Here is a 19,838-nt window from a genome sequence, read left to right on the forward strand (position 1 = left end):
GTTAAGGGCATAACCTGTCAATACTCCAGCTGTTATCGCCTTGTTTAGTGTACATAAAGCGGTCATGCAAGCGGTGCTCACCGCCCTGCCAGAATTCAATTTTATGCGGCCGCACTAAAAAGCCGCCCCAGAATGACGGCAGTGGCACTTCGCCGTGTTCAAATTTATGTTTTATCTCAGCGAATTTTTGTAACAATGCCTGACGGGTAGACACCGGCCGGCTTTGCTCTGACGCCCAGGCAGCCAGTTGGCTTTCTTTTGGCCGCGATAAAAAGTACTTAGCCACCTGCGTTGCGGTTACCCGCTCGGCAGTACCATACACAATAACCTGGCGCTCCAGCGGGTGCCAGGGAAAATGCAGGCACACTTTGGGGTTGGCACCTAACTCGGTAGCTTTACGGCTGCCAAGGTTAGTGTAAAAGGTGAACCCCTCCACACCGACATCTTTTAACAACACCAGCCGCTGTGACGGCTGACCATGCGCATCAACGCTGGCGACACACATGGCGGTTGGATCGGGCAATTCGGCCGCTATGGCATCTTTTAACCATAACTCAAACTGAGCTATCGGATCCGGGTTTAGTTTATCCAGATCCAACTTATCTTTGGTATAACTGCGGCGAATTGCGTCGATCTTCATATCTACATGCGCTCCATAACCTCAATGCCCAACAAGTCCAGACCCTGTTGTAATAAGCGTGAGGTAAAAATACTCAGCATTAAACGGCTGTCGCGCACGCCCGGTTCAACGCCGTCTTTTAATATCGGGCAGGCCTCGTAGAAGCTCATATACAAACTGGCCAGTTCATACAGGTAATTACACAATAAGTTAGGCTGGGCGTCTTTCATCACCTGTTGCAGCGTTTCTTCAAAACGCAGCAGTTTAACCGCCAGCTGTTTCTCCTGCTCTTCTACCAATTGTAATGTCGCGCTATAGCCATCAGCGACGTCAGCGCGGCGTAAAATACTGCGCACCCGGGTGTAAGCGTATTGCAGGTAAGGCGCCGTGGCACCTTCAAAGCTAAGCATTGCATCCCAGCTGAAAATATAATCGCTGGTACGGTTTTTCGATAAATCGGCAAATTTAACCGCGCCGATACCGACTTTACGCGCGACTTCAGCAATTTCATCTGCAGTTAAGTCAGTGGCTTTTTCCTGCACCACAGCTTTGGCGCGCACCACGGCTTCTTCCAGCAGTTCTGCCAGTTTAACCGTGCCGCCGGTACGGGTTTTAAAGGGCTTGCCATCTTCGCCCATCATGGTGCCGAACGGGCAATGATCATAGGCTGTTTCGCTGCGAAGATAACCGGCTTTGCGTGCTACCAGCTCAACTTGCTTAAAGTGTAAGCCTTGGCGCGCATCAGTAAAAATAATCACCCGATCAGCATTCAGCGTATGGCTTCGATGCTGGCAAGCAGCTAAATCGGTAGTGGAATACAAAAAGCCACCGCCGGTTTTTTGCACGATAAACGGCGATGGATTGCCTTCTTTATCGGCTAACTCCTGCAAAAACACCACCAGAGCGCCTTCGCTCTCTACCGCTAACGACTGTGCTTTTAAATCGGCAATAATGCCATGCAACATAGCGTTGTAAGCACTTTCCGGCTTAATGTCAGCATGTGTCAGCGTGACATTAAGCTTTTGATACACTTCATCGCTATGTTTTATCGAGGTATCAATAAACAGCTGCCACAGCTTTTGGCAGTGCGCATCGCCGCTTTGCAGTTTCACCACGTAATCACGTGACTTACCGGCAAAGCCCGCTTCATCATCAAAGCGCTTTTTTGCTTCGCGGTAGAAATCTTCCAGATCGGCCAGTGCCACCTGCTCTAAATCGATACCTGCAGCCAGCTTATCTTCCAGATGCGCAATCAGCATACCAAACTGAGTACCCCAGTCGCCCATATGGTTCTGGCGAATAACCTTATCGCCCCAGAACTCCAGTGTGCGCACGACGGCATCACCGATAATAGTCGAGCGTAAATGGCCAACGTGCATCTCTTTGGCCAGGTTAGGCGCCGAGTAATCAACCACTACCGTTTGTGGATTTGCATTTTGGCTGACACCCAAACGGCTATCGCTGCTGGCCTGCTGTAATTGTGCCGCCAACCAGCTTTTGTTCAACGTAACGTTAATAAAACCCGGGCCGGCAATTTCGGCTTTATCAGCCATATCGCCAAGGTCCAGCTGCTGTATTAATTGCTCGGCTAACTGCCGCGGATTGGTTTTTAACAATTTGGCCGCCGCCATAGCGCCGTTAATCTGATAATCACCAAACTCCAGCTTGGTACTTACGGTAACAGCAGCGTTAGTATCAGCAGGTAAGCCAAGCGCGACAAAGGCGGCCTGAGTTTTTTCGGTTAATAAATGCTTAATGTTCATGCGCCCAGCCTGTTAGTGTTCACGGGTTTTGTGGAATTTGATTTTTGGGTAGCGTTCCATTGCCAGATTCAGGTTCACCATAGTTGGCGCGATGTAGGTTAATGCATCACCGCCATCCAGCGCCAGGTTCTGGCTGGCTTTGTTTTTAAACTCATCCAGCGCTTTACCGTCATCAGAGTAAACCCAGCGTGCCGTTGATACGTTTACTGCTTCATACAGCGCATCGACGTTGTATTCTGACTTTAACCGGCTTACCACCACATCAAACTGCAACACACCAACAGCGCCAACGATTAAATCGTTATTATCCAGCGGACGAAACACCTGTACTGCCCCCTCTTCAGACAACTGTACCAAGCCTTTTAGCAACTGCTTCTGCTTTAATGGATCGCGCAAGCGAATACGGCGAAACAGTTCAGGCGCAAAGTTCGGTATACCGGTAAATTGCATGTTTTCACCGGTAGTAAAGGTGTCACCAATTTTAATGGTGCCGTGGTTATGCAAGCCGATAATATCGCCCGGATATGCTTCTTCCAGGTGCTCACGATCGCCGGCTAAGAAGGTTAACGCCTGTGGGATCAACACATCTTTACCAATACGCACATGGCGCACCTTCATGCCTTTTTCATATTTGCCGGAAACAATGCGTAAAAATGCCACGCGGTCGCGGTGCTTCGGGTCCATATTAGCCTGAATTTTAAATACAAAGCCGCTAAAGCCGGTGTCTGTCGGCTCAACAGTGCGGCTATCGGTAGCCCGTGCTTGCGGCGTTGGCGCCCACTGCGTTAAACCGTCCAGCATATGGTCGACACCAAAGTTACCCAGCGCAGTACCAAAGAACACCGGCGTTAATTCACCTTTTAAAAACAGCTCGCGGTCAAACTCATGGCTGGCGCCCTGTACCAGTTCCATTTCATCGCGCAGTTGAGCGGCGTAATAACCAATGCGCTTATCCAGCTCCGGGTTATTTAAGCCTTTAATAATATCTACATCCTGAATGGTGTGGCCCATACCGGATTTATACAAAATAATCTCATCACGCAAAATGTGATACACGCCTTTAAACTCTTTGCCCGAAGCAATTGGCCAGGTAATAGGGGCGCAGGCAATTTTCAGTACGCTTTCTACTTCATCTAACAAATCGACCGGGTCACGGATATCACGGTCCATTTTGTTCATAAAGGTGATAATGGGCGTATCGCGTAAGCGGGTAACTTCCATCAGCTTAATAGTGCGATCTTCAACACCCTTGGCGCCGTCAATAACCATCAGGCAAGAGTCTACCGCCGTTAAGGTGCGGTAGGTGTCTTCCGAGAAGTCTTCGTGGCCCGGCGTATCCAAGAGGTTAACCAGACAGTCGTTATACGGAAACTGCATCACAGAGGTAGTAACCGAAATACCACGCTCTTTTTCCATCTCCATCCAGTCAGAGGTAGCATACTGGCCGGATTTTTTACCTTTTACGGTACCTGCTTTTTGGATCAGATGTCCGAACAGCAATACCTTTTCAGTAATGGTGGTTTTACCGGCATCGGGGTGCGAGATGATCGCAAAGGTGCGCCGGCTGTTTACTTCGGCTAAAAAGTTATCTGTGCTCATAATATCCAATAGTGTGTTACCGCAGGCATCGGGCTACGGTGCAGGGTTAAAACCCAAAAGTAAATGATAATGCGCGCGATTATAGCAGCTTGAATGGCAAGGGCACAGAGTGGATACGTGACATTATGGCATAAGCACGCGCTTGTCATCAGCCAACACGGTCTGACTTACCTATAGGCCTACTGCCAACAGTTAACTCTTAGCTTCTGTCAGCTCTAGCCAGCTTAAGCCCCAGCGATCAAAATCTTCTCGCAGTATTGTCAGTTCTAATGCATGACGTCCGGCCTCTAAGTACACCTTGTGCCGCTTTGATACCGAGTCATCAACCGAACGGTCAAAACCAACAACGCCTGCCAGTTTTCTACCCTGCCAGAGCTGAAAAAACGCACCGTTTTGGAAGCTACTACCTTTGTAATTCAGTTGATACCAGCCTGCTTTTGCCACTTGTGTGTCAAACCGCAGCCTCACCATATTTTGCTCTGTGGCTTTATTGGTTTTGAATACCAGATAGCGCTCGGGTTTATCTTCGCTGGCGGCAAAGTAATATAAGGGTGCATTATGCAATTGCGTCAGCTGTTGCATATCGATACGCCCCGGAATAGCGGACACCATAGCTGGCGCAAGCTTCACCGCCTTTTCAGATGGTACAGCCAACATCTGTCCTGAGCGGGCAACCACAATAAAGCTGCCACCGCTATCCGGTAACGTCACTTCCAGCTCAGTACTATCTGCACCGACGGCATAAGCTTTTGCATAATGCTTCTGGTAAAAGCCACCCAGTAAATGCGCCTGTTTTATCGTCGAGCGGTAAATGTCATAGCCGGTTACCCGTTTATCCGCTGATGGCAGCCAGCTAAGTATCATTTTGCCGTCGTCGCGCTCGAGCAGTCTCAGCTGGGTTACAGCAGAGATTATTTGCTCACGCTGTGTCAGTCGCTTTTGCTGTGCCTGCTGCAGTTGCTGTTCAAATGCATGGCTCGAGGCTGCAACGATATCTGCATGCCCATCCATCGCTAAGCGAAAGCCAATACCAGCCGCGACATTCCAACCTTCACGTTTAAAGCGGCCGCGGTTGCTGTGCGGCTGAGCCGGATAATGCCAATTGCCGCCGCGTGTAGCGATAAAGTCGCACGATGCCGTATCCGCGGCAGCATCAGACACATAGCCCTGCGGGTTGAAACAGCTATTCAGAAACTGACTGACATTACCCACCATGTCATACAAACCAAACGGATTGGGCCGGTATAAACCGACTATGGCATTGTAGGCTTCGCCATCATCACAATTAAGATGCTCGATAAAGCCTTTGTTGCTGTAACCATAAAGCTGGTTATTTACCTGTTCACCGCTAAGATCAGCAAAGTTGCCATACTGACAGGCTTGCGTTTGCAATGGATCATCCCCCCAAGAAATAGCGGCTGGTAGTATTGGCTTTGGTGGCGTACTCCCACTCCTTCTCGGTGGGTAAGCGATAATGCTGGCCGGTTTGTTCAGACAACCAGGCCGCATAGTTGTTAGCATCTTGCCAGGAGATACAGGTTACCGGCTGGTAATCGCTGTAGCTATAGCGGTGCTTATCCCAGCGCCCACTGCCTTTGTGCTCCGGGCCGCGCAGGCCTTCAGCATCAATAAAGTCGTTACAGCTACTATCAGGGTTGTAACCGGTAGCAGCAGCAAATTTGCTAAACTCCGCCACGGTTACCGCGTATTTACCCAGCTGAAAGGCGCTCAGGCTGACCTTATGTGCAGGCTGAGCCTGCTTTTCTCCGCCGGTAGTACCCATGACAAACTCGCCGGCGGGGATATTGACCATCGGCGGCACGATATGCTCTGTAGATACTGCTATAGAACTTGTTGAAGTTAAAAAGATAAAAAGATAAAAAGATAAAAACATGAAAAACAAATAGAACCATTCGTAAACTTTTAGTATTCATTACGCCACCTCAAAATAAGGTAGGTATAGAGTTCTTACTCTCGTTGCGGGTGTCATAACTATTTCATCCGGTATCAGCTTGCCGTGTCAGTTGCAAACTAGCAAAGCATGTGTCGTTAAAATGTGAAGCGCCTAATGCAAGAAGCCTCATCAGTATGCAAAGGTGTTGCGCTTACACCTTCGCTTGCTCTGAGGGCTGCCGCATAAAGCAAAGTCCCAGCCAGAAAAACCAAATAATTTGCAATACGCCAAACAGCTCTTTAAAAATAACAACAGAAGTAATAGTGGCGACACCAGCCACCCCCACTGTAATACCTAAGTAATTCAGCTTTTTAGAAAAAACGTCTGCCTTTAGCGCGAGAACGCTGACCAGAATGACCCATACCGCGCCAACAATTTCATTATCGCCACCAATACTTTGTGCAATGGTCATCAGCAGCGCCCAGGCATCCAAGGCTTTTTGCGCATCAGTCTGGGCTATACCAATGGCATAGCTGACGCCACTAATGGCGATCATACCGCTTGCGATCACCAAGCCTACCCAGAGATAGCCAAAAGCGTTAGTCACAGACTTTAGCCGCTCGCTGGCATTGCCCAGCATGCGCGATGTGCCCGCGACCAGTATCGATAACACCAAACCAAACAGTATGTAGGTAATAAATAAGAAAACTGCGGTTATCGTTTGATGCTCGGCAATAAACGTCATCTTGGTTTGCGCATCACTGTCAGTAGGAAAGCGCCAAACCGCGTCGTAGTATATGAATGCAGAGATGTAGATAAACGACAGCACTAGCGCTGCGATTCCAGTAACATAGTTAGCCGACTTCATTTTTATTGCCTCATCCTTTAACATTAATTGATGCAAGGCTTGCAGGATGACGTATTTTTGCATCCTAATAGACCGTGCATGACGGCTAGGAATCTTTTGACCAATCTCTTACTAAGGTAAAGCATAGATGCCAACCTATTTTGCAAACTACCTATTGGCTGGCAGCCTTGGACTGGTTAGCATTGCGATCCCTATGCTCATGGCCAGAAGAGAGGTCAGCCAAGCCTATCTTATGTTGGCGCTGTTTCTGATTTTCACAGCATTGGCAAATGCCTTACCAATGTTAATCCAGGCATTCCCGAGCCTTGAACTTTATAGTCTAGCCATCGTTATTCCCAGCTACGTTTTTCAGCCAATATGTTTGTGGTTTTATGTCAAAGCCCTGTGCTCCCCCACGTTGTGGCATATAAAACAAAACCGGAAATTACACTACGTATTGCCGATATTGTCGTTGTTATACGCAGTGGCACTGTTATGTACACCCTCACAATACCTTGTTGAACTTATGCAAGGGACAGAGCAACCGCTTTCGCAAACCACCGAATTGCTGGCCATGTTCACTTTCGCCTTTATGCTGATTTGGCTAATGCAGTCATCAATTTATATTTATCTGATAATAAAACGGTTGTTGGCTTATCGCAGCGAGCTCAGGCACTTGTTCGCATCCAATGACAAGCGGGAAATGAGCTGGCTATTTTTCATTATTTCAGCAATATCCGTTGCCTGGCTGCTGGCTTTCTGCGTACTTTTATTGAGTTTCTCCGGCGAAGCTAATGATGCATTAACCAACACGCTGCTGCTGGCTTACTTTGCCCTGCTTTGGTTAATGTCGTTTTGGGGCTTGCGGCAAAAGCCTGGTTTCAGTGAACGATACCTGCAACAAGAAGACCTTGATGCCATTGCGACATTAACAACAATGGAAGACACACCGGCAAAATATAACCGCTCCGGGCTTGATGAGGCGCGCAGTGAAAAAATTGCGGATAAAATTGAACAGGTTATGAAAGCTAAATCATTGTATTTAAACCCTGATTTATCGCTTAAACTCTTGGCCGCCGAGGTAGCAGAAAAGCCTAATTATGTCTCGCAGGTACTGAATCAAAAACTCAACAGTTCATTTTTTGACTATGTGAATGGCTATCGGATTGAGTACAGTAAGCAGCTTATTAGCGAGAATAAACTGCCTATCATAGAGGTGGCATTCGCATCTGGTTTCAATGCCAAGTCGTCTTTCTATAAAGCTTTCAAGGTCAAAACCGGGCAGACGCCTAAACAATTTGCGGCCAAAGCACCTGCCATTTGCCGCGATTGATTACCAGGTTAACTATACCTTTTTAACGTGCTGGTTGTTCAGTGTCTGCGTTTATTAACCGTCCACACAAATTGGGTAACCCGCCGGGCAGGTTTTTGGCGTAAAATCGCTGGTCCATTGACTGAACTCTTTCATGCTGAACTGGCGCCAGCCGCGGATATCCACCAGCGTCTTTACATCGAGTTTTAGCTCTTCTAATGCTTGGGCAAAGCGTACCATATCTTGGTAAATGCGTGGCTTAGCGGTTTTTAACTCGGTGACATAATGATCTTCTGCCAGCACTATGCCGGCAGAGGGTAAATACGCCAGCAAATAATGTTGTGCATGTGCGGTAGCGATATCAAACAACATCAGATCACCCAACGTGAATGTTGCACGTTCTGGGATTAACAGCAGCTTATCCGGCTGTGCAGTATTGGCATGTTTTAAAATGGTAGCCTGGTGCTGCATGGCAATAACCAGTGTTGCCCCCAGTGCCAAGGCATTGTCCAGCCCACGCACGTTAGCATTATGATGATGGGTAACGACGAAGTACTTCAGCGGTTTATCTTGCAGCGACAACTTTTTAATTTCAGCAAAATTTTCTGCCAGCGCCTCCGCCGCACCCATAGCAATGTAATGATCGGCTTGCTCAATAAATACTGTTAGTGCCCGGCCTTTACCGGCCTGATAAACGCCAGTGCTGAGCTTTTTCGCAGTAAATTCAGAACTATCAAACGTTTCGCCCCAGGGCGTAAAATGCGCATAGCCGCTAAATGCCGCTGTTAAATCTGGTTCAAGCGTCAAATCACGGTGCACTGAGCTCAGCCGCAGCTGGCCATTGACGAAAAAATTCATATCACGGGCAAAGGCCACTTTAGCCGCGGTGTTGTGATTGGAGAACACGTACAGCATCTCGCCTGCCCGCGGGTGCTGGCGCAATATTTTATGGATAAGGCCGGAAGTATTATCAACAAAGTAGGTATAGCGCTCTCCGGATGCGTGCTGCAACATTAACTTTTGCTGCACACGGCCACGGAAATATTCATCTCCCAGGTACTCCAGCTCTGCCGTCAGGCTGGCCAAACGCCTGGCTTGCAGCGTATCGCTACTACGCTCTAACGATGCGCCTAAACGGTCAAAGTTTGCCCAGTTCTCTTCTGAGTATTTTTCGTGCAAAATGTCGTACATGATGGTGCTATCACCCTGCTGCACCCATTTTTCCAAATCCAGCGTACTGCGCGGCACCCGATACGACAGCAAACTTTTACGCCGGTTTTTATAATCGATGGTCAGCTCTTCATTGATACGCCATAACTCAGGCACATCCGGTGACTCGCCCTCGCCTGGCCAGGGACCTTTGTTGTAATCGACCACTTTTACGCTATTAGCCTGCAGTAGCGCATCGCCACCGTAGGCTATAACCATTTTATCGACAATAGACTTTACTTCATCCGACGATGCTGTTTTAGCCGGTACGTTGTTTTTAGCTGCCACGCCGCAAAATGCTGTCAGAGCCAGTAACAAAAAACCGGTAACCAAATGAGTTATTACTTTCATAAACATTGTTCCTATTATGCGATAACTGCAAACTAACAAAGACAATGTCGTAAATTTGTGAAACGTGGCAGCGTTTTCCAACGAAATCTTCACAAAGGATTATTTAAGCTTGTTGTTATGTTCACCCCAAATCACTGACATGGAGTTACTTATGAGTAAAAATTTTAAAAGAACAGCTGCATACGCCGCTTTAGTTTTGGTACTTGGATGTGTCGCATTTTACGCATCTATGGACGATTACCAGAAAGAGAACTTTTCAAAGCTGCTGAGCCAAACCTTTTCAGAGTAGGGTTTTACTACGTTAAGTAATGACAAAGCTGATCCAGCCGGGTACCGAGCTTAATTTAGCTGATGCATTGCCAAACAATGAGATTGGCTATCTGGGCCAGACCATCCAGCACACTGTTGCCCAGTTACAAGCCGCGTTGGCGCGCGAAACCGATTTCACCCGCGATATCAGCCATGAACTGCGCACACCGGCCACGGTATTAAAAATGGTACTGAGCCGGCTAAGCAGCAGCCAGGCACCTGATGAGCAAACACTGACACAATTAAAGCAAGCCGCCTTGCAAATGGAGCAGACCATCAATGTGTTACTGGCGCTGGCCAGAGCAGAATCCATGCAGCTACAGCCACTGTGTCTGCTGGAAGAAATTGAGCACTGCCTGGTAAATAACCCAAGGTTAATGCGCCAGAGTGAGCTGCAGTTACAGCTGCAGGTTGCCGCAGATTACCGCATAAGTGCCAATAAGAATTTACTGCATATTCTGCTGCATAATATTATCGATAACGCTCTGATCCATGGCAGTGCCCGCCAGATCGAGATAAGCTTAGTCGGCGACACTCTGACGATTGCCAACCCGATGGCAGATGATTGCCCGACTGATCTGTTAATTCCGGGTGTAAAAAGTGACACCAGTTCGGGTATCGGTCAGGGCCTGCATATCGTAAATCGGATATGTCAGCGCAACCAATGGCAGTTAACATCACGCCAGCAGCAAAACTGGTTTTACCTCAGCATTGACTTTTAGGTGGCCTGTCCACTAAACAAACGGACGCAAGATGAACGCGCAGTTACTGTTTTTTTTTAGTGCCCTGGGCGTGTTTAATGCGGTGTTGTTAAGCGGCTATTTATTACATAAAACTCCGCTTGTTGTTGGCAACCGTTCGCTGGCACTCTTATTGATAATGCTTAGCGTACGGATTGGCAAATCAGTGTTTTTCTACTTTTCACCGGACTTGCATAAGCTTTACCTGCAACTTGGCTTAAGCGCCTGCTTACTCATTGGTCCCTGCTTATACCTTTTTTGCCTGTCGACAACCCGGCGAAAAACACCAGCCAAGAAGCTGCTTGGTCATGTTTTGCTGCCTTTTATCGCCATTGTGCTAATCGGCATCCTGTACCCGTATCAACACTACCCTGAGCTCTGGGGCGGCACCTTATATAAACTGGTTAATTATGTCTGGTTGTTTTATATAGTGCTGAGTGCTGCTGTGTTATATCCAACACTTAAAACCGCCTTTACTGCAAAGCGAAGCTTGAACCAGCCAGACACGCTGAGCCTCAGTATCGTTATTGCTAATGCCATGATATGGCTGTCCTACGCCACAGGTAGCTACACCTCATATATCAGCGGAGCCCTGAGTTTTTCTTTTATTTTCTACGTCAGTATTGTGTTAGCCGTTAGCGCAAAAAAAGAACACGCAGCAGCGCAGCGCAAAAGCGAAGCACGCTACCAGCAAAAACTTCAAGCTGATGATGTTGACGCTATAACGCAAAAATTAGCGCGCCTGATGCAAGAAGAACAGCTATTTCTTAGTGCCAATCTGACACTGGTGCAACTTGCCAAAAAGCTGGGCACCAATACCAGCCGCTTATCGCAGTTTTTTAATGACAACCTGCAAACGTCTTTTCCAAGCTACCTGAATACGCTGCGCATAGACCACGCTAAAACGCTGCTTTGTGCCGACAATAAACTGTCAACCGAGCATATCGCTGATCTGTGCGGTTTTAATTCGTTATCGACCTTCTACAGCGCATTTAAGAAAATTACCGGCACTACGCCAGCCCAATACCGGCAACATGCCTATCAGGATCCGGAAAATGCCTGATTAAGTATTACGGAATTATAAATCCGCAACTTTTAGCTTGGGCTCTGCGCTATGGTAGCCGCCGATTATTTCGGAGGACATTATGCGTAGATCAACTTTACTAACAGGCTTTTACCTTACGATTACTTTGTTGTTTAGCGCAGCCTTAAGCGCGAACCAAACATTGGCGAACGGGGATAAAGCTGCCATAACCCAAACCATTGAGCAGTATTTTTATGGTTCATCACACAGCGATGCCGACGCACTGGCGCAGGCGTTTAATCCTGATGCCCGGTTATATCTGGAAAAAGCCGACACGCCACTTTGGCAGGTATCGACCAAAGAGTATCTGAGCTGGCACAAAGACACGAACAAGGGGCGCAATAATGGCCGCATCGGCAGAATTTTACAGATTGACGGCAATGATAGTCTAGCTAACGTAAAGGCCGAGATATTGCTTCCCGGCAAAAAGCAGCGCTATATCGATATGTTTTTATTGAAGAAAATCGAGGATAAGTGGCAGATTATCAGTAAATCAGCCGCCGGCTCTGACAGTAATACTAACGGCCAGCGCATTTTGTTTATTTTATCCAGCGCCCATTTTCATGGCGATTCAGACTTACCAACAGGTGTCAGTTTTGCTGAGATCGTCAATGCCTATGATGAGTTTATAACGGCTGGCTACAGTGTCGATTTTGTCAGCCCCAATGGCGGCGCTTTGCCACTGGCCTATATAAACACCTCCGAGCCAACGCAGAAAAAATATTTGTATAACGCCGACTTTATGTATGCCATTGGCAATACCTTAACACCTGCTCAGGTTAAAGCAGAAAACTACCGGGCAGTGCATTACGTTGGTGGTACTAACGCTATGTACGGTGTGGCCGACAACACTGAGCTGCAACGCATTAGTATGGAGATTTATGAGCAGCATAACGGCATTATTTCTGCGGTATGTCATGGCACTGCAGGTATAGCACACCTGCAACTGCAAAATGGTGACTACCTGGTAAAAGGCAAACGCATTAGCGGTTATCCGGACGAATACGAGAACCCGCAGCGGCCCTACTTCAAACAGTTTCCATTTCATATCACCAAAACCATAGAGCAACGTGGCGGCACCTTTTTGTTTAGCCCGCGCGGTGAAGTGCATGTAGAAGTGGATGGCCGCATAGTTACCGGACAAAACTACCAATCATCAGCGCCCGTTGCCAAAGCGATGATTAAAATATTGCAGGCGCAGCAACACCACTAAACATTTCCATACTTCTAGAAATATATTGCAAATTAAAAAAGCGCGCATTACACTGCGCGCATGAATATAGATACCGCAGCAGAACAACTGGCTGAATTAGGTCACACTACCCGGCTCCAGATCTACCGCGCTTTAGTGCGGGCAGGTCAGCATGGCCTGGCGGTATCAGCTATTCAGCAGCAATTGGATATCCCCGGCTCTACGCTGTCGCACCATATAGCACGGCTGGTAAAGGTAGGTTTGGTAAGCCAGACGCGGGAAGGCCGGGTTTTGCGCTGTCAGGCGCAGTACCAGCAGCTGGACAAACTCATTCACTTTTTATCGGACGAATGCTGCCTGGGCAGCTAAAACATTTAACCTATATTTCGATATTTCTGGAAATATAAAACAAAGGAGTAAACTATGACGACATCCACCCCATGGCAAGCTGCCACTGAGTTTTTTGTCAGCACCTTTGCTGAGTTAGCTGTGCTGTTTGTGCTGATAAGCCTGCTGGTCAGCGTAATCAACTATTATCTGCCAGCCAGTAAAGTGCGAAGACTATTATCAGGTAACCGCGGTTATGGCGTTGCCATTGCACTGGGCGCAGTAACGCCGTTTTGCAGCTGCTCAACCCTGCCGATGTTGCTGGGTTTACTAAAAGCCCGCGCCGCTTTTGGCCCGCTGATGGCATTTTTAATCACCTCGCCACTATTAAACCCCTTTGTTGTTGCGCTGTTCTGGCTAACTTTTGGCGCTAAAGTGACCTTGCTATACAGCTTTTGTGTAGTCCTTATTGCTACCACCGCTGGCTATCTGCTACAGCAGTTGCGCTTTGAGCGCTATATCCGCCAGGAACTGCTGCAAAGCGCGGCAGCAACCGATAGCTGCGCAGCAACAGACTCCAGCACTGCTTGTAACAGCACCGCCAGCATGCTAACGGCTAGTAGCTGTTGCGAAGCCGCAGTCCAGCCCGCTGCAGCAGTGTCTTGCTGTGCAGCAACAGCCAGCGTAAAGCAGCCTGGCCGTTTGGCGACACTGCCAATAAAGCGGTTAACGCAAGATGCGATTAGTCAGTTGCGTACTATGCTGCCTTATATGGTGCTTGGTGTTGCTGTAGGCGCCGTCTTACATGGTTTTGTACCGGTTAGCTTGTTTTCGCAACTGGCTTCGTTAAATAGCTTTGTATTGATCCCGCTGGCAGCGCTGATAGGTATCTTTCTCTATGTGCGCGCCTCAACCATGATCCCCATCGCGACCTCTTTGCTGGCTAAGGGCTTAAGTATGGGGAGTGTAATGTCACTCACCATTGCCGGCGCCGGTGCCAGCCTGCCCGAGATGATCATGTTGAAGAAAATATTCCACTGGCCGCTGCTAATTGCTTTTGTGCTGCTGGTGCTATTTACCGCCTGCATCACCGGTATCAGCATTGAATTATTGGTTTAACCGCACAGGAGTAATGAGATGGTTAAGGTAAGCACAGATTTTGATGGTGGCGCGGTCAGTATTATTAGCGCAGAACAGGCCGATAATATTCAGCTCGAAATTAACAAAGACAATAAGAGCTGCACCCGGCAGTGGTTTTATTTTGCTATAGAGAGCACCAGCGACCCATTACAGCGCATTCGCCTCGTCAACGCTGACAAAGTAAGCTTCAGTGGCGCCTGGCAGGACTATCAGGCGTTTGCCTCGTATGATAATCAGCACTGGTTTCGTATCGATACCCAGTATCTTGACGGCGAGTTGATGCTGACATTAGAGACTACAGCCGAAAAAGTCTATTACGCCTATTTTGTACCTTATCCGCTAACGCGGCACAGCGCACTGCTGCAACAAGTCGCTGCCATGCCGGCGGCGCAGCTTGAGGTATTAGGCCAAACAGCGCAAGGCCGCGATATAACGTTAATTCGCCTTGGTTCGGCTGCTGCCGGGGCAAAAAAAATCTGGTTAATTGCCCGGCAACAGCCGGGGGAAACCATGGCGCAGTGGCTGGCTGAAGGTGTAATTAGCCAACTTGCCAGCCACTTTGCCGCGCAGCGCGGCGATAGTGTGCCAACCAGCTTCTACATCGTCGCGAATATGAACCCGGATGGAACTGCACTGGGCAATCACCGTACCAATGCCAATGGCATAAATTTAAACCGGCATTGGGCCACGCCGGATCCGCTACTCTGCCCTGAAGTGTATTGGGTCAAGCAAGCCATGCTGCAATACGGCGTGGATGCATTTATTGATATTCATGGTGATGAAACCCTGCCTTACAACTTTATGCAGGCGGAAACACAGCATCCCTTCGCTGATCAACTAAAACTTGCACTGGCCGAACTGGATAGCCACTTTCAAACCGAATACGACTACAGCAATGTTGCTGTGGGCTGCGGTGCTGGCAGTTGTGGCACCAGCTGCGGCCAGCAAAAAGCCACCAGTTTTGTGCAACAGCAGTTTGGTGTCGCCAGTATTTTACTGGAAGCGTCGTTTAAACCGTTGCAGTCGGCTGAGCAATCTAGACACTGGGATCATGAAGCGGCGAAACAACTTGGGGCTAATCTTGCCAACACCTTATTGGCAATATGCAGTGAGATTGACTGACAATTTGCATGTTAGATTAAAGCACACTGGCTTTAAGACCGGGGCAGCAAGCAGCAGTGTTATAGCACTAAAGCCATTAAAACAGCACCTGCTTTGCTGTCTCCGCAAACATAATAGTTTTTCCTGACGCCGGTTGTACTAAAGCCATATTTTTCATACAGTGCTATGGCAGCATGGTTAGTGCTCCGCACTTCTAAAAAGGCTTCGGTGGCCCCCCGGCTTTGTCCTTCATGCAAAAAATGTTGCAACAAGGCTTTACCGTAACCCCGCCCTTGCATATTGGTGGCCACACAGATACTAAACAGCTCCAGTTGCTCAAGGATCAGCTGGGCAAAGTAAAAGCCCCGGATCTCGCCGCTGTCATCAAGCAATTTGTAGCTAAAATAACTGTCAGCAAAGCTACTGTCAAAAGCACTTTGCTGCCACGGATAAGGGTTGGCCTGCTGTTCAATTTCTATCAGGCGCGGGATCTCATGCGGGCTTAACAGTTCAATTTTCATCCAGCGCCCCTAAAATGTGCCACAGCGCACGCTTTACTTCTGCCTGTTGTAATACGGATAGTGTCGGCGTGATTAGCTGCTTGTCTGTTAGCTCTGCAGCAATACTTTGCGGGTTGATGTGCCAGCTAAAGCCGTCTGGCAATGCCAGATTAATATCCTGTGCCAGCTCTGACGTTAAGTCGGCAACGGCTAATGTCTCTGATTCTGTGGTAACGTCAGTTTCAGCCAGAGTTGTAGTAGAAGTTTCACGGACGAATGCAGGTCCTAGCTCAAGTGGTGTTATCTGTAACACCTTAAGCAACTGTTGTTGTGAAGAAGACAGTGTTTTCATAAAAAGAAGTGGCAGGGGCAGAGGGATTCGAACCCCCAACCATCGGTTTTGGAGACCGCTGTTCTACCAATTGGAACTATGCCCCTGTAGCTGGTCGCGCCATTATACAAAAGCCGCTCCAAAGGTAAAGCAAAAAGCTGTGTAATTACATTCAACTGCATATAAAACGAACATCGGCGCCATTATTCAGTGCAGCCTAGCATAAGCCCGGTAATCTGCCTACCGGGCAATGCTTTCTTTATTCCTTGGTTTTCTGCCGGTATTTGTCAAACCAATACAGAATATAGGCCGTTTTCGTCATTAAATTGCTCGGCCGGCTATAAATGGAGTGCGACGCTTCCGGAATGCGCACCATAGCCGTATCAATACCACGTAATTGCAATGCCTGATAAAATTGCTCGGTTTCAGAGATCGGCGTGCGGTAATCAGCTTCGCCGGTCATCAGCATGGTTGGCGTTTTGACATTACCGACATAACTGATAGGTGAATACTTCAGGTAATGTTCCGGCACTTCCCACGGCATACCAGGAAACCAATACTGCGTAAAGTAACTGTACATATCGGCATTTAATACAAAGCTAAACCAATTGATCACCGGCTTTACCGACACCGCAGCAGCAAAACGGTCAGTATGGCCGACAATCCAGGCTGTTAATGCACCACCACCACTGCCGCCGGTAACAAACAGCTCTTTCTCGTTAATAAAGCCTTTAGCAATAACCGCGTCTACCCCATCCATCAGGTCGTTAAAATCCTGGCTGGGATAATTATGATGGATAAGATTGGCAAAGTCTTCGCCGTAGCTAGTACTGCCGCGCGGGTTGGTATACAGCACCACATAACCCTGTGCCGCCATCAGCTGCAGCTCCATCGCAAAGTGCGGGCCATAAGCAGTGTGCGGGCCGCCGTGTATTTCTAAGATAAGTGGATACTTTTTGCTTGCGTCAAACTCTGGCGGATAGATAATCCAACCCTGCAGCTTGCGGTTATCAACCGAAGACGTGTACCAAAACTCCTCTACCTTGCTGATATCACGGCTAAACAGTAAATCTGCATTAAAGTCAGTTAGTGTCAGCTTACTACGTTTAGCAATTACAGCCAGTTCTGCAGGCTTTTGTGTATTCATTTGGGTATAGGCAATCAGACCATTGTCTGCAACAGCAAATTGGCCTCCACTGTATGGCCGGCTGTAAGAAACGCCGCCTAGATCATCTGTCAAAATAGTGCGTTTACCCGACAACGCCTGCTCAGCCAACATGCCTTTTCCTTCACTATCGAAAGAGATATACAGCGCTTTGCTATTAGGCAACCATTGGAAATCATCAATACCCCGGTCGAGATCTTCAGTCAGGTTACGGATATTGCTGCCATCTGTATTCATCACATATAAACGATTCGCCTGATGCGCCAGTTTACGATCATCATAGCCAACGTAAGCTATTAACTTGCCGTCAGGAGAAAGTTGCGGCTGCCCGTCCGGGCCATTACGATCGGTTAGTTGGCTTAGTTGGCGATCTTGTAATGTTAGCGCAAAAATCTCGCTGTTAACCGGCAGCGACTGCCAGTTTTCGTGGCGGTTAGCTGAAAAATATAGCGCTTTACTATCCCTTGCCCAACTTATTGCACCAGCATGATTGAAATCGCCATCAGTCAGTTGAATCGCAGAGCCGCCATCGGCAGGCATAACATAAATATGTTGATAACCCGGTTTCAGATAACCAGCACCATCTGCGCGATAGTGTTTGTTATCAATGTATATTGCGGCCTTGGCCCATTCGGCTTTTTCTGGTTTACCAGGTAGGCTTACCGGTGGCTTAATGGTTTTAGGCGTAAACATGCTAAACGCCAACCATTTACCATCAGGTGACCAGCTTATATTGGCCGGACTTTGTGGTAATTGTCCCAGTTGCGAAGAGCGGCCGGTATCCAGCCATTTAACATGAATTTGGCCATTGGCAATGTATGCCAAGCGTTTACTGTCCGGCGCCCAGCGTGGTGAAGTTGCGTTTATATCTTTATCGGTTAAGGCTTGCAGTGTTTTACCATCAGCAGAGCTTAACCACAACGTCATACGCCGCCGATCTGTTTGCCGGTCCATCCAATTGCGCACAAACACAATCTGCTCGCCTCTAGTATCCGGCTGCGGGTCTGAGACAAACTCCAACTCAAATACATCGTCATATTGCAGTGGCTTAGCTGCCGCCATTGTACTGCTTGCAGTTAATAGCAATGTAGCAGTTAAACACAAACGGCTGGTTATACGGGGTAATTTCATCTCGGTATCCGTTGTTATAGTTATGGATGCAATTTGATACTAACCGAATAACTAGCAGCGAAGCCATGATTTCGTTCAAGGGCAAATTTATATAGATAAAACGCAAACAAGCCCGACTCTTGCGAGACGGGCTTGTTTATTTATTGGGAGGCTGCGGGGCTGGCCTACCAGCGGTGAACTACATTGCTCGGCGCATCGTGCGCCTCATCTCTACGGGACCAGCCTGCGGCTGTCCCACAAAACGGCAGGATAGCCGTTTTGCACAGCTCGGCTGCTGAAGGCGAGCAACATGGATGTTGCGAGTGTAAAATGTTCCAGACATTTTTGTCGCATAGCTTTCGCTCGCTCGGGCGGGTAACCATCAGGCAATACTGAAGCGGCGCGCGAAAATTGACGCGCCTGTTGTGCGATAATTGCGAAAATTGATTATTGCCCATAGTGAAACAACTTTTCAAAATACACAATCACTGCAGAAGTTTTTTAGCCTCGTCTACCGTCAAGTTAAGTCTGTAATGTTTTGAAAGTATCGCTGCGGCTTTGTCTATTGAGAAGCCGTACTGTATTTGCTTCTTGTATGCTTTTACTTCACACCACAGTCTGTATTTGCCGATCGCTGTATATGCCAAATCGTGCGACATCATTGCAGCTGGCAATGCCACAGCTGCATTGGTGAGCAGCAAACCTAGAGTACCAACGATAACAAACAAAACGCAGTACTGCTTGATGTGCTCAACTTCGTGGGCCCGTAGTCCTTTATCACCTTTATACCGTCTCTCAATTATTGCGACAGGCAACATAGTTACCTTACGCCCAGCCGAAACACCGTTAATTTTATCAACGTAAAAAATCATAGCGCCCCCGCTGCTATAAACGCATCGTCCAATTGCTCGGGTGTTAGCCCAAGCGCGCCGGCAATGCTTAGCAAGTAAGGGTTATCGCGTTCAAAGTCTGTTGCGTCCTGCCAATAAATCTCAGCGAGGCGCCTGGCTGTATTATCTGGTATCGATGCAATGGTTGGATCGACATTATCTAGCAGGCCCATTAACAGCAGCTGCTGCCTGGCCTGACGACGAGTGATAGAATGTGGCACCACTTTGGGTTGTATAAACAGCGGTTGATAGCCAGTATCAGGCGACCAATTTAACATTTGCTTAGCCTGGTCTTCATCAAGAAAAACATAATAATATGTATCGATACCTAAAAACTGCTCGCTAGGCGTTACTG

General features: G+C 48.0%; 20 protein-coding genes and 1 tRNA gene. 8 read left to right on the forward strand and 13 right to left on the reverse strand.

The window, feature by feature from the left end:
• Nucleotide 1: 1 nt before the first annotated feature.
• The 6 genes from pdxH to I4W93_RS10995 form a co-directional block, all read right to left on the reverse strand.
• Nucleotides 2-640, reverse strand: a complete 639-nt coding sequence (gene pdxH, locus I4W93_RS10975) for a pyridoxamine 5'-phosphate oxidase (protein ID WP_205310880.1) — start codon at nt 638-640, stop codon at nt 2-4.
• A 2-nt stretch (nt 641-642) separates the two neighbouring features.
• Nucleotides 643-2,382, reverse strand: coding sequence for an arginine--tRNA ligase (gene argS, locus I4W93_RS10980; protein ID WP_205310879.1), 1,740 nt, complete (start codon nt 2,380-2,382; stop codon nt 643-645).
• Between the two features lie 12 nt (nt 2,383-2,394).
• A complete protein-coding gene (gene prfC, locus I4W93_RS10985; RefSeq protein WP_205310878.1) occupies nt 2,395-3,981 on the reverse strand; it encodes a peptide chain release factor 3 in 1,587 nt (528 codons plus the stop codon).
• A 192-nt stretch (nt 3,982-4,173) separates the two neighbouring features.
• Complete coding sequence (locus I4W93_RS10990) at nt 4,174-5,373, reverse strand: SUMF1/EgtB/PvdO family nonheme iron enzyme (protein WP_205310877.1); 1,200 nt, start codon at nt 5,371-5,373, stop codon at nt 4,174-4,176.
• Between the two features lie 4 nt (nt 5,374-5,377).
• The gene (locus tag I4W93_RS20360; RefSeq protein WP_255604742.1) at nt 5,378-5,794 is read right to left on the reverse strand and encodes a formylglycine-generating enzyme family protein; all 417 of its coding nucleotides are present in this window, start codon (nt 5,792-5,794) and stop codon (nt 5,378-5,380) included.
• Nucleotides 5,795-6,086: 292 nt separating this feature from the next.
• The gene (locus I4W93_RS10995) at nt 6,087-6,806 is read right to left on the reverse strand and encodes a hypothetical protein (protein WP_205310875.1); all 720 of its coding nucleotides are present in this window, start codon (nt 6,804-6,806) and stop codon (nt 6,087-6,089) included.
• 64 nt (nt 6,807-6,870) lie between these two features.
• Here I4W93_RS10995 and I4W93_RS11000 point away from each other — a divergent pair, with 64 nt between their 5' ends.
• Nucleotides 6,871-8,055 carry a helix-turn-helix domain-containing protein gene (locus tag I4W93_RS11000; RefSeq protein ID WP_205310874.1) on the forward strand — a complete coding sequence of 395 codons (1,185 nt, stop codon included), beginning with the start codon at nt 6,871-6,873 and terminating at the stop codon, nt 8,053-8,055.
• 54 nt (nt 8,056-8,109) lie between these two features.
• Here the strand turns inward: I4W93_RS11000 and I4W93_RS11005 are convergent, their stop codons facing one another.
• Entirely contained in the window at nt 8,110-9,594 is a 1,485-nt protein-coding gene (locus I4W93_RS11005; protein WP_205310873.1) for an MBL fold metallo-hydrolase, read from the reverse strand.
• 151 nt (nt 9,595-9,745) lie between these two features.
• Here I4W93_RS11005 and I4W93_RS11010 point away from each other — a divergent pair, with 151 nt between their 5' ends.
• From I4W93_RS11010 to I4W93_RS11040, 7 genes are all read left to right on the forward strand, one after another.
• Nucleotides 9,746-9,883, forward strand: coding sequence for a hypothetical protein (locus I4W93_RS11010; protein ID WP_205310872.1), 138 nt, complete (start codon nt 9,746-9,748; stop codon nt 9,881-9,883).
• Nucleotides 9,884-9,902: 19 nt separating this feature from the next.
• Nucleotides 9,903-10,625 carry a sensor histidine kinase gene (locus I4W93_RS11015; protein WP_205310871.1) on the forward strand — a complete coding sequence of 241 codons (723 nt, stop codon included), beginning with the start codon at nt 9,903-9,905 and terminating at the stop codon, nt 10,623-10,625.
• A gap of 31 nt (nt 10,626-10,656) precedes the next feature.
• Nucleotides 10,657-11,706, forward strand: coding sequence for a helix-turn-helix domain-containing protein (locus I4W93_RS11020; protein ID WP_205310870.1), 1,050 nt, complete (start codon nt 10,657-10,659; stop codon nt 11,704-11,706).
• 82 nt (nt 11,707-11,788) lie between these two features.
• Complete coding sequence (locus I4W93_RS11025) at nt 11,789-12,940, forward strand: nuclear transport factor 2 family protein (RefSeq protein ID WP_205310869.1); 1,152 nt, start codon at nt 11,789-11,791, stop codon at nt 12,938-12,940.
• 60 nt (nt 12,941-13,000) lie between these two features.
• Nucleotides 13,001-13,288 carry an ArsR/SmtB family transcription factor gene (locus I4W93_RS11030; protein WP_166836078.1) on the forward strand — a complete coding sequence of 96 codons (288 nt, stop codon included), beginning with the start codon at nt 13,001-13,003 and terminating at the stop codon, nt 13,286-13,288.
• A 54-nt stretch (nt 13,289-13,342) separates the two neighbouring features.
• Nucleotides 13,343-14,365 (forward strand): permease, encoded by a 1,023-nt coding sequence (locus I4W93_RS11035; RefSeq protein WP_205310868.1) that lies wholly within the window; start codon nt 13,343-13,345, stop codon nt 14,363-14,365.
• Between the two features lie 18 nt (nt 14,366-14,383).
• The gene (locus tag I4W93_RS11040; RefSeq protein WP_205310867.1) at nt 14,384-15,508 is read left to right on the forward strand and encodes a M14 family metallopeptidase; all 1,125 of its coding nucleotides are present in this window, start codon (nt 14,384-14,386) and stop codon (nt 15,506-15,508) included.
• A gap of 59 nt (nt 15,509-15,567) precedes the next feature.
• Here the strand turns inward: I4W93_RS11040 and rimI are convergent, their stop codons facing one another.
• The 6 genes from rimI to I4W93_RS11070 all read right to left on the reverse strand — a co-directional run bounded on the left by rimI (nt 15,568) and on the right by I4W93_RS11070 (nt 19,761).
• Nucleotides 15,568-16,008, reverse strand: coding sequence for a ribosomal protein S18-alanine N-acetyltransferase (gene rimI, locus I4W93_RS11045; protein WP_205310866.1), 441 nt, complete (start codon nt 16,006-16,008; stop codon nt 15,568-15,570).
• Nucleotides 15,998-16,339, reverse strand: a complete 342-nt coding sequence (locus I4W93_RS11050; protein WP_205310865.1) for a hypothetical protein — start codon at nt 16,337-16,339, stop codon at nt 15,998-16,000. Before I4W93_RS11050 ends, rimI begins: the two co-directional genes overlap by 11 nt.
• Nucleotides 16,340-16,348: 9 nt before the next feature.
• A tRNA-Trp gene (locus I4W93_RS11055) sits at nt 16,349-16,425 on the reverse strand.
• Between the two features lie 152 nt (nt 16,426-16,577).
• A complete protein-coding gene (locus I4W93_RS11060; RefSeq protein ID WP_205310864.1) occupies nt 16,578-18,614 on the reverse strand; it encodes a S9 family peptidase in 2,037 nt (678 codons plus the stop codon).
• Nucleotides 18,615-19,078: 464 nt separating this feature from the next.
• The gene (locus tag I4W93_RS11065) at nt 19,079-19,465 is read right to left on the reverse strand and encodes a hypothetical protein (RefSeq protein WP_205310863.1); all 387 of its coding nucleotides are present in this window, start codon (nt 19,463-19,465) and stop codon (nt 19,079-19,081) included.
• Complete coding sequence (locus I4W93_RS11070; RefSeq protein WP_224673392.1) at nt 19,462-19,761, reverse strand: hypothetical protein; 300 nt, start codon at nt 19,759-19,761, stop codon at nt 19,462-19,464. The genes I4W93_RS11065 and I4W93_RS11070 overlap by 4 nt, the downstream gene beginning before the upstream one ends.
• Nucleotides 19,762-19,838: the final 77 nt, after the last annotated feature.

This window comes from Rheinheimera maricola (genome assembly GCF_016918075.2).
GTDB lineage: Bacteria > Pseudomonadota > Gammaproteobacteria > Enterobacterales > Alteromonadaceae > Alishewanella > Alishewanella maricola_A.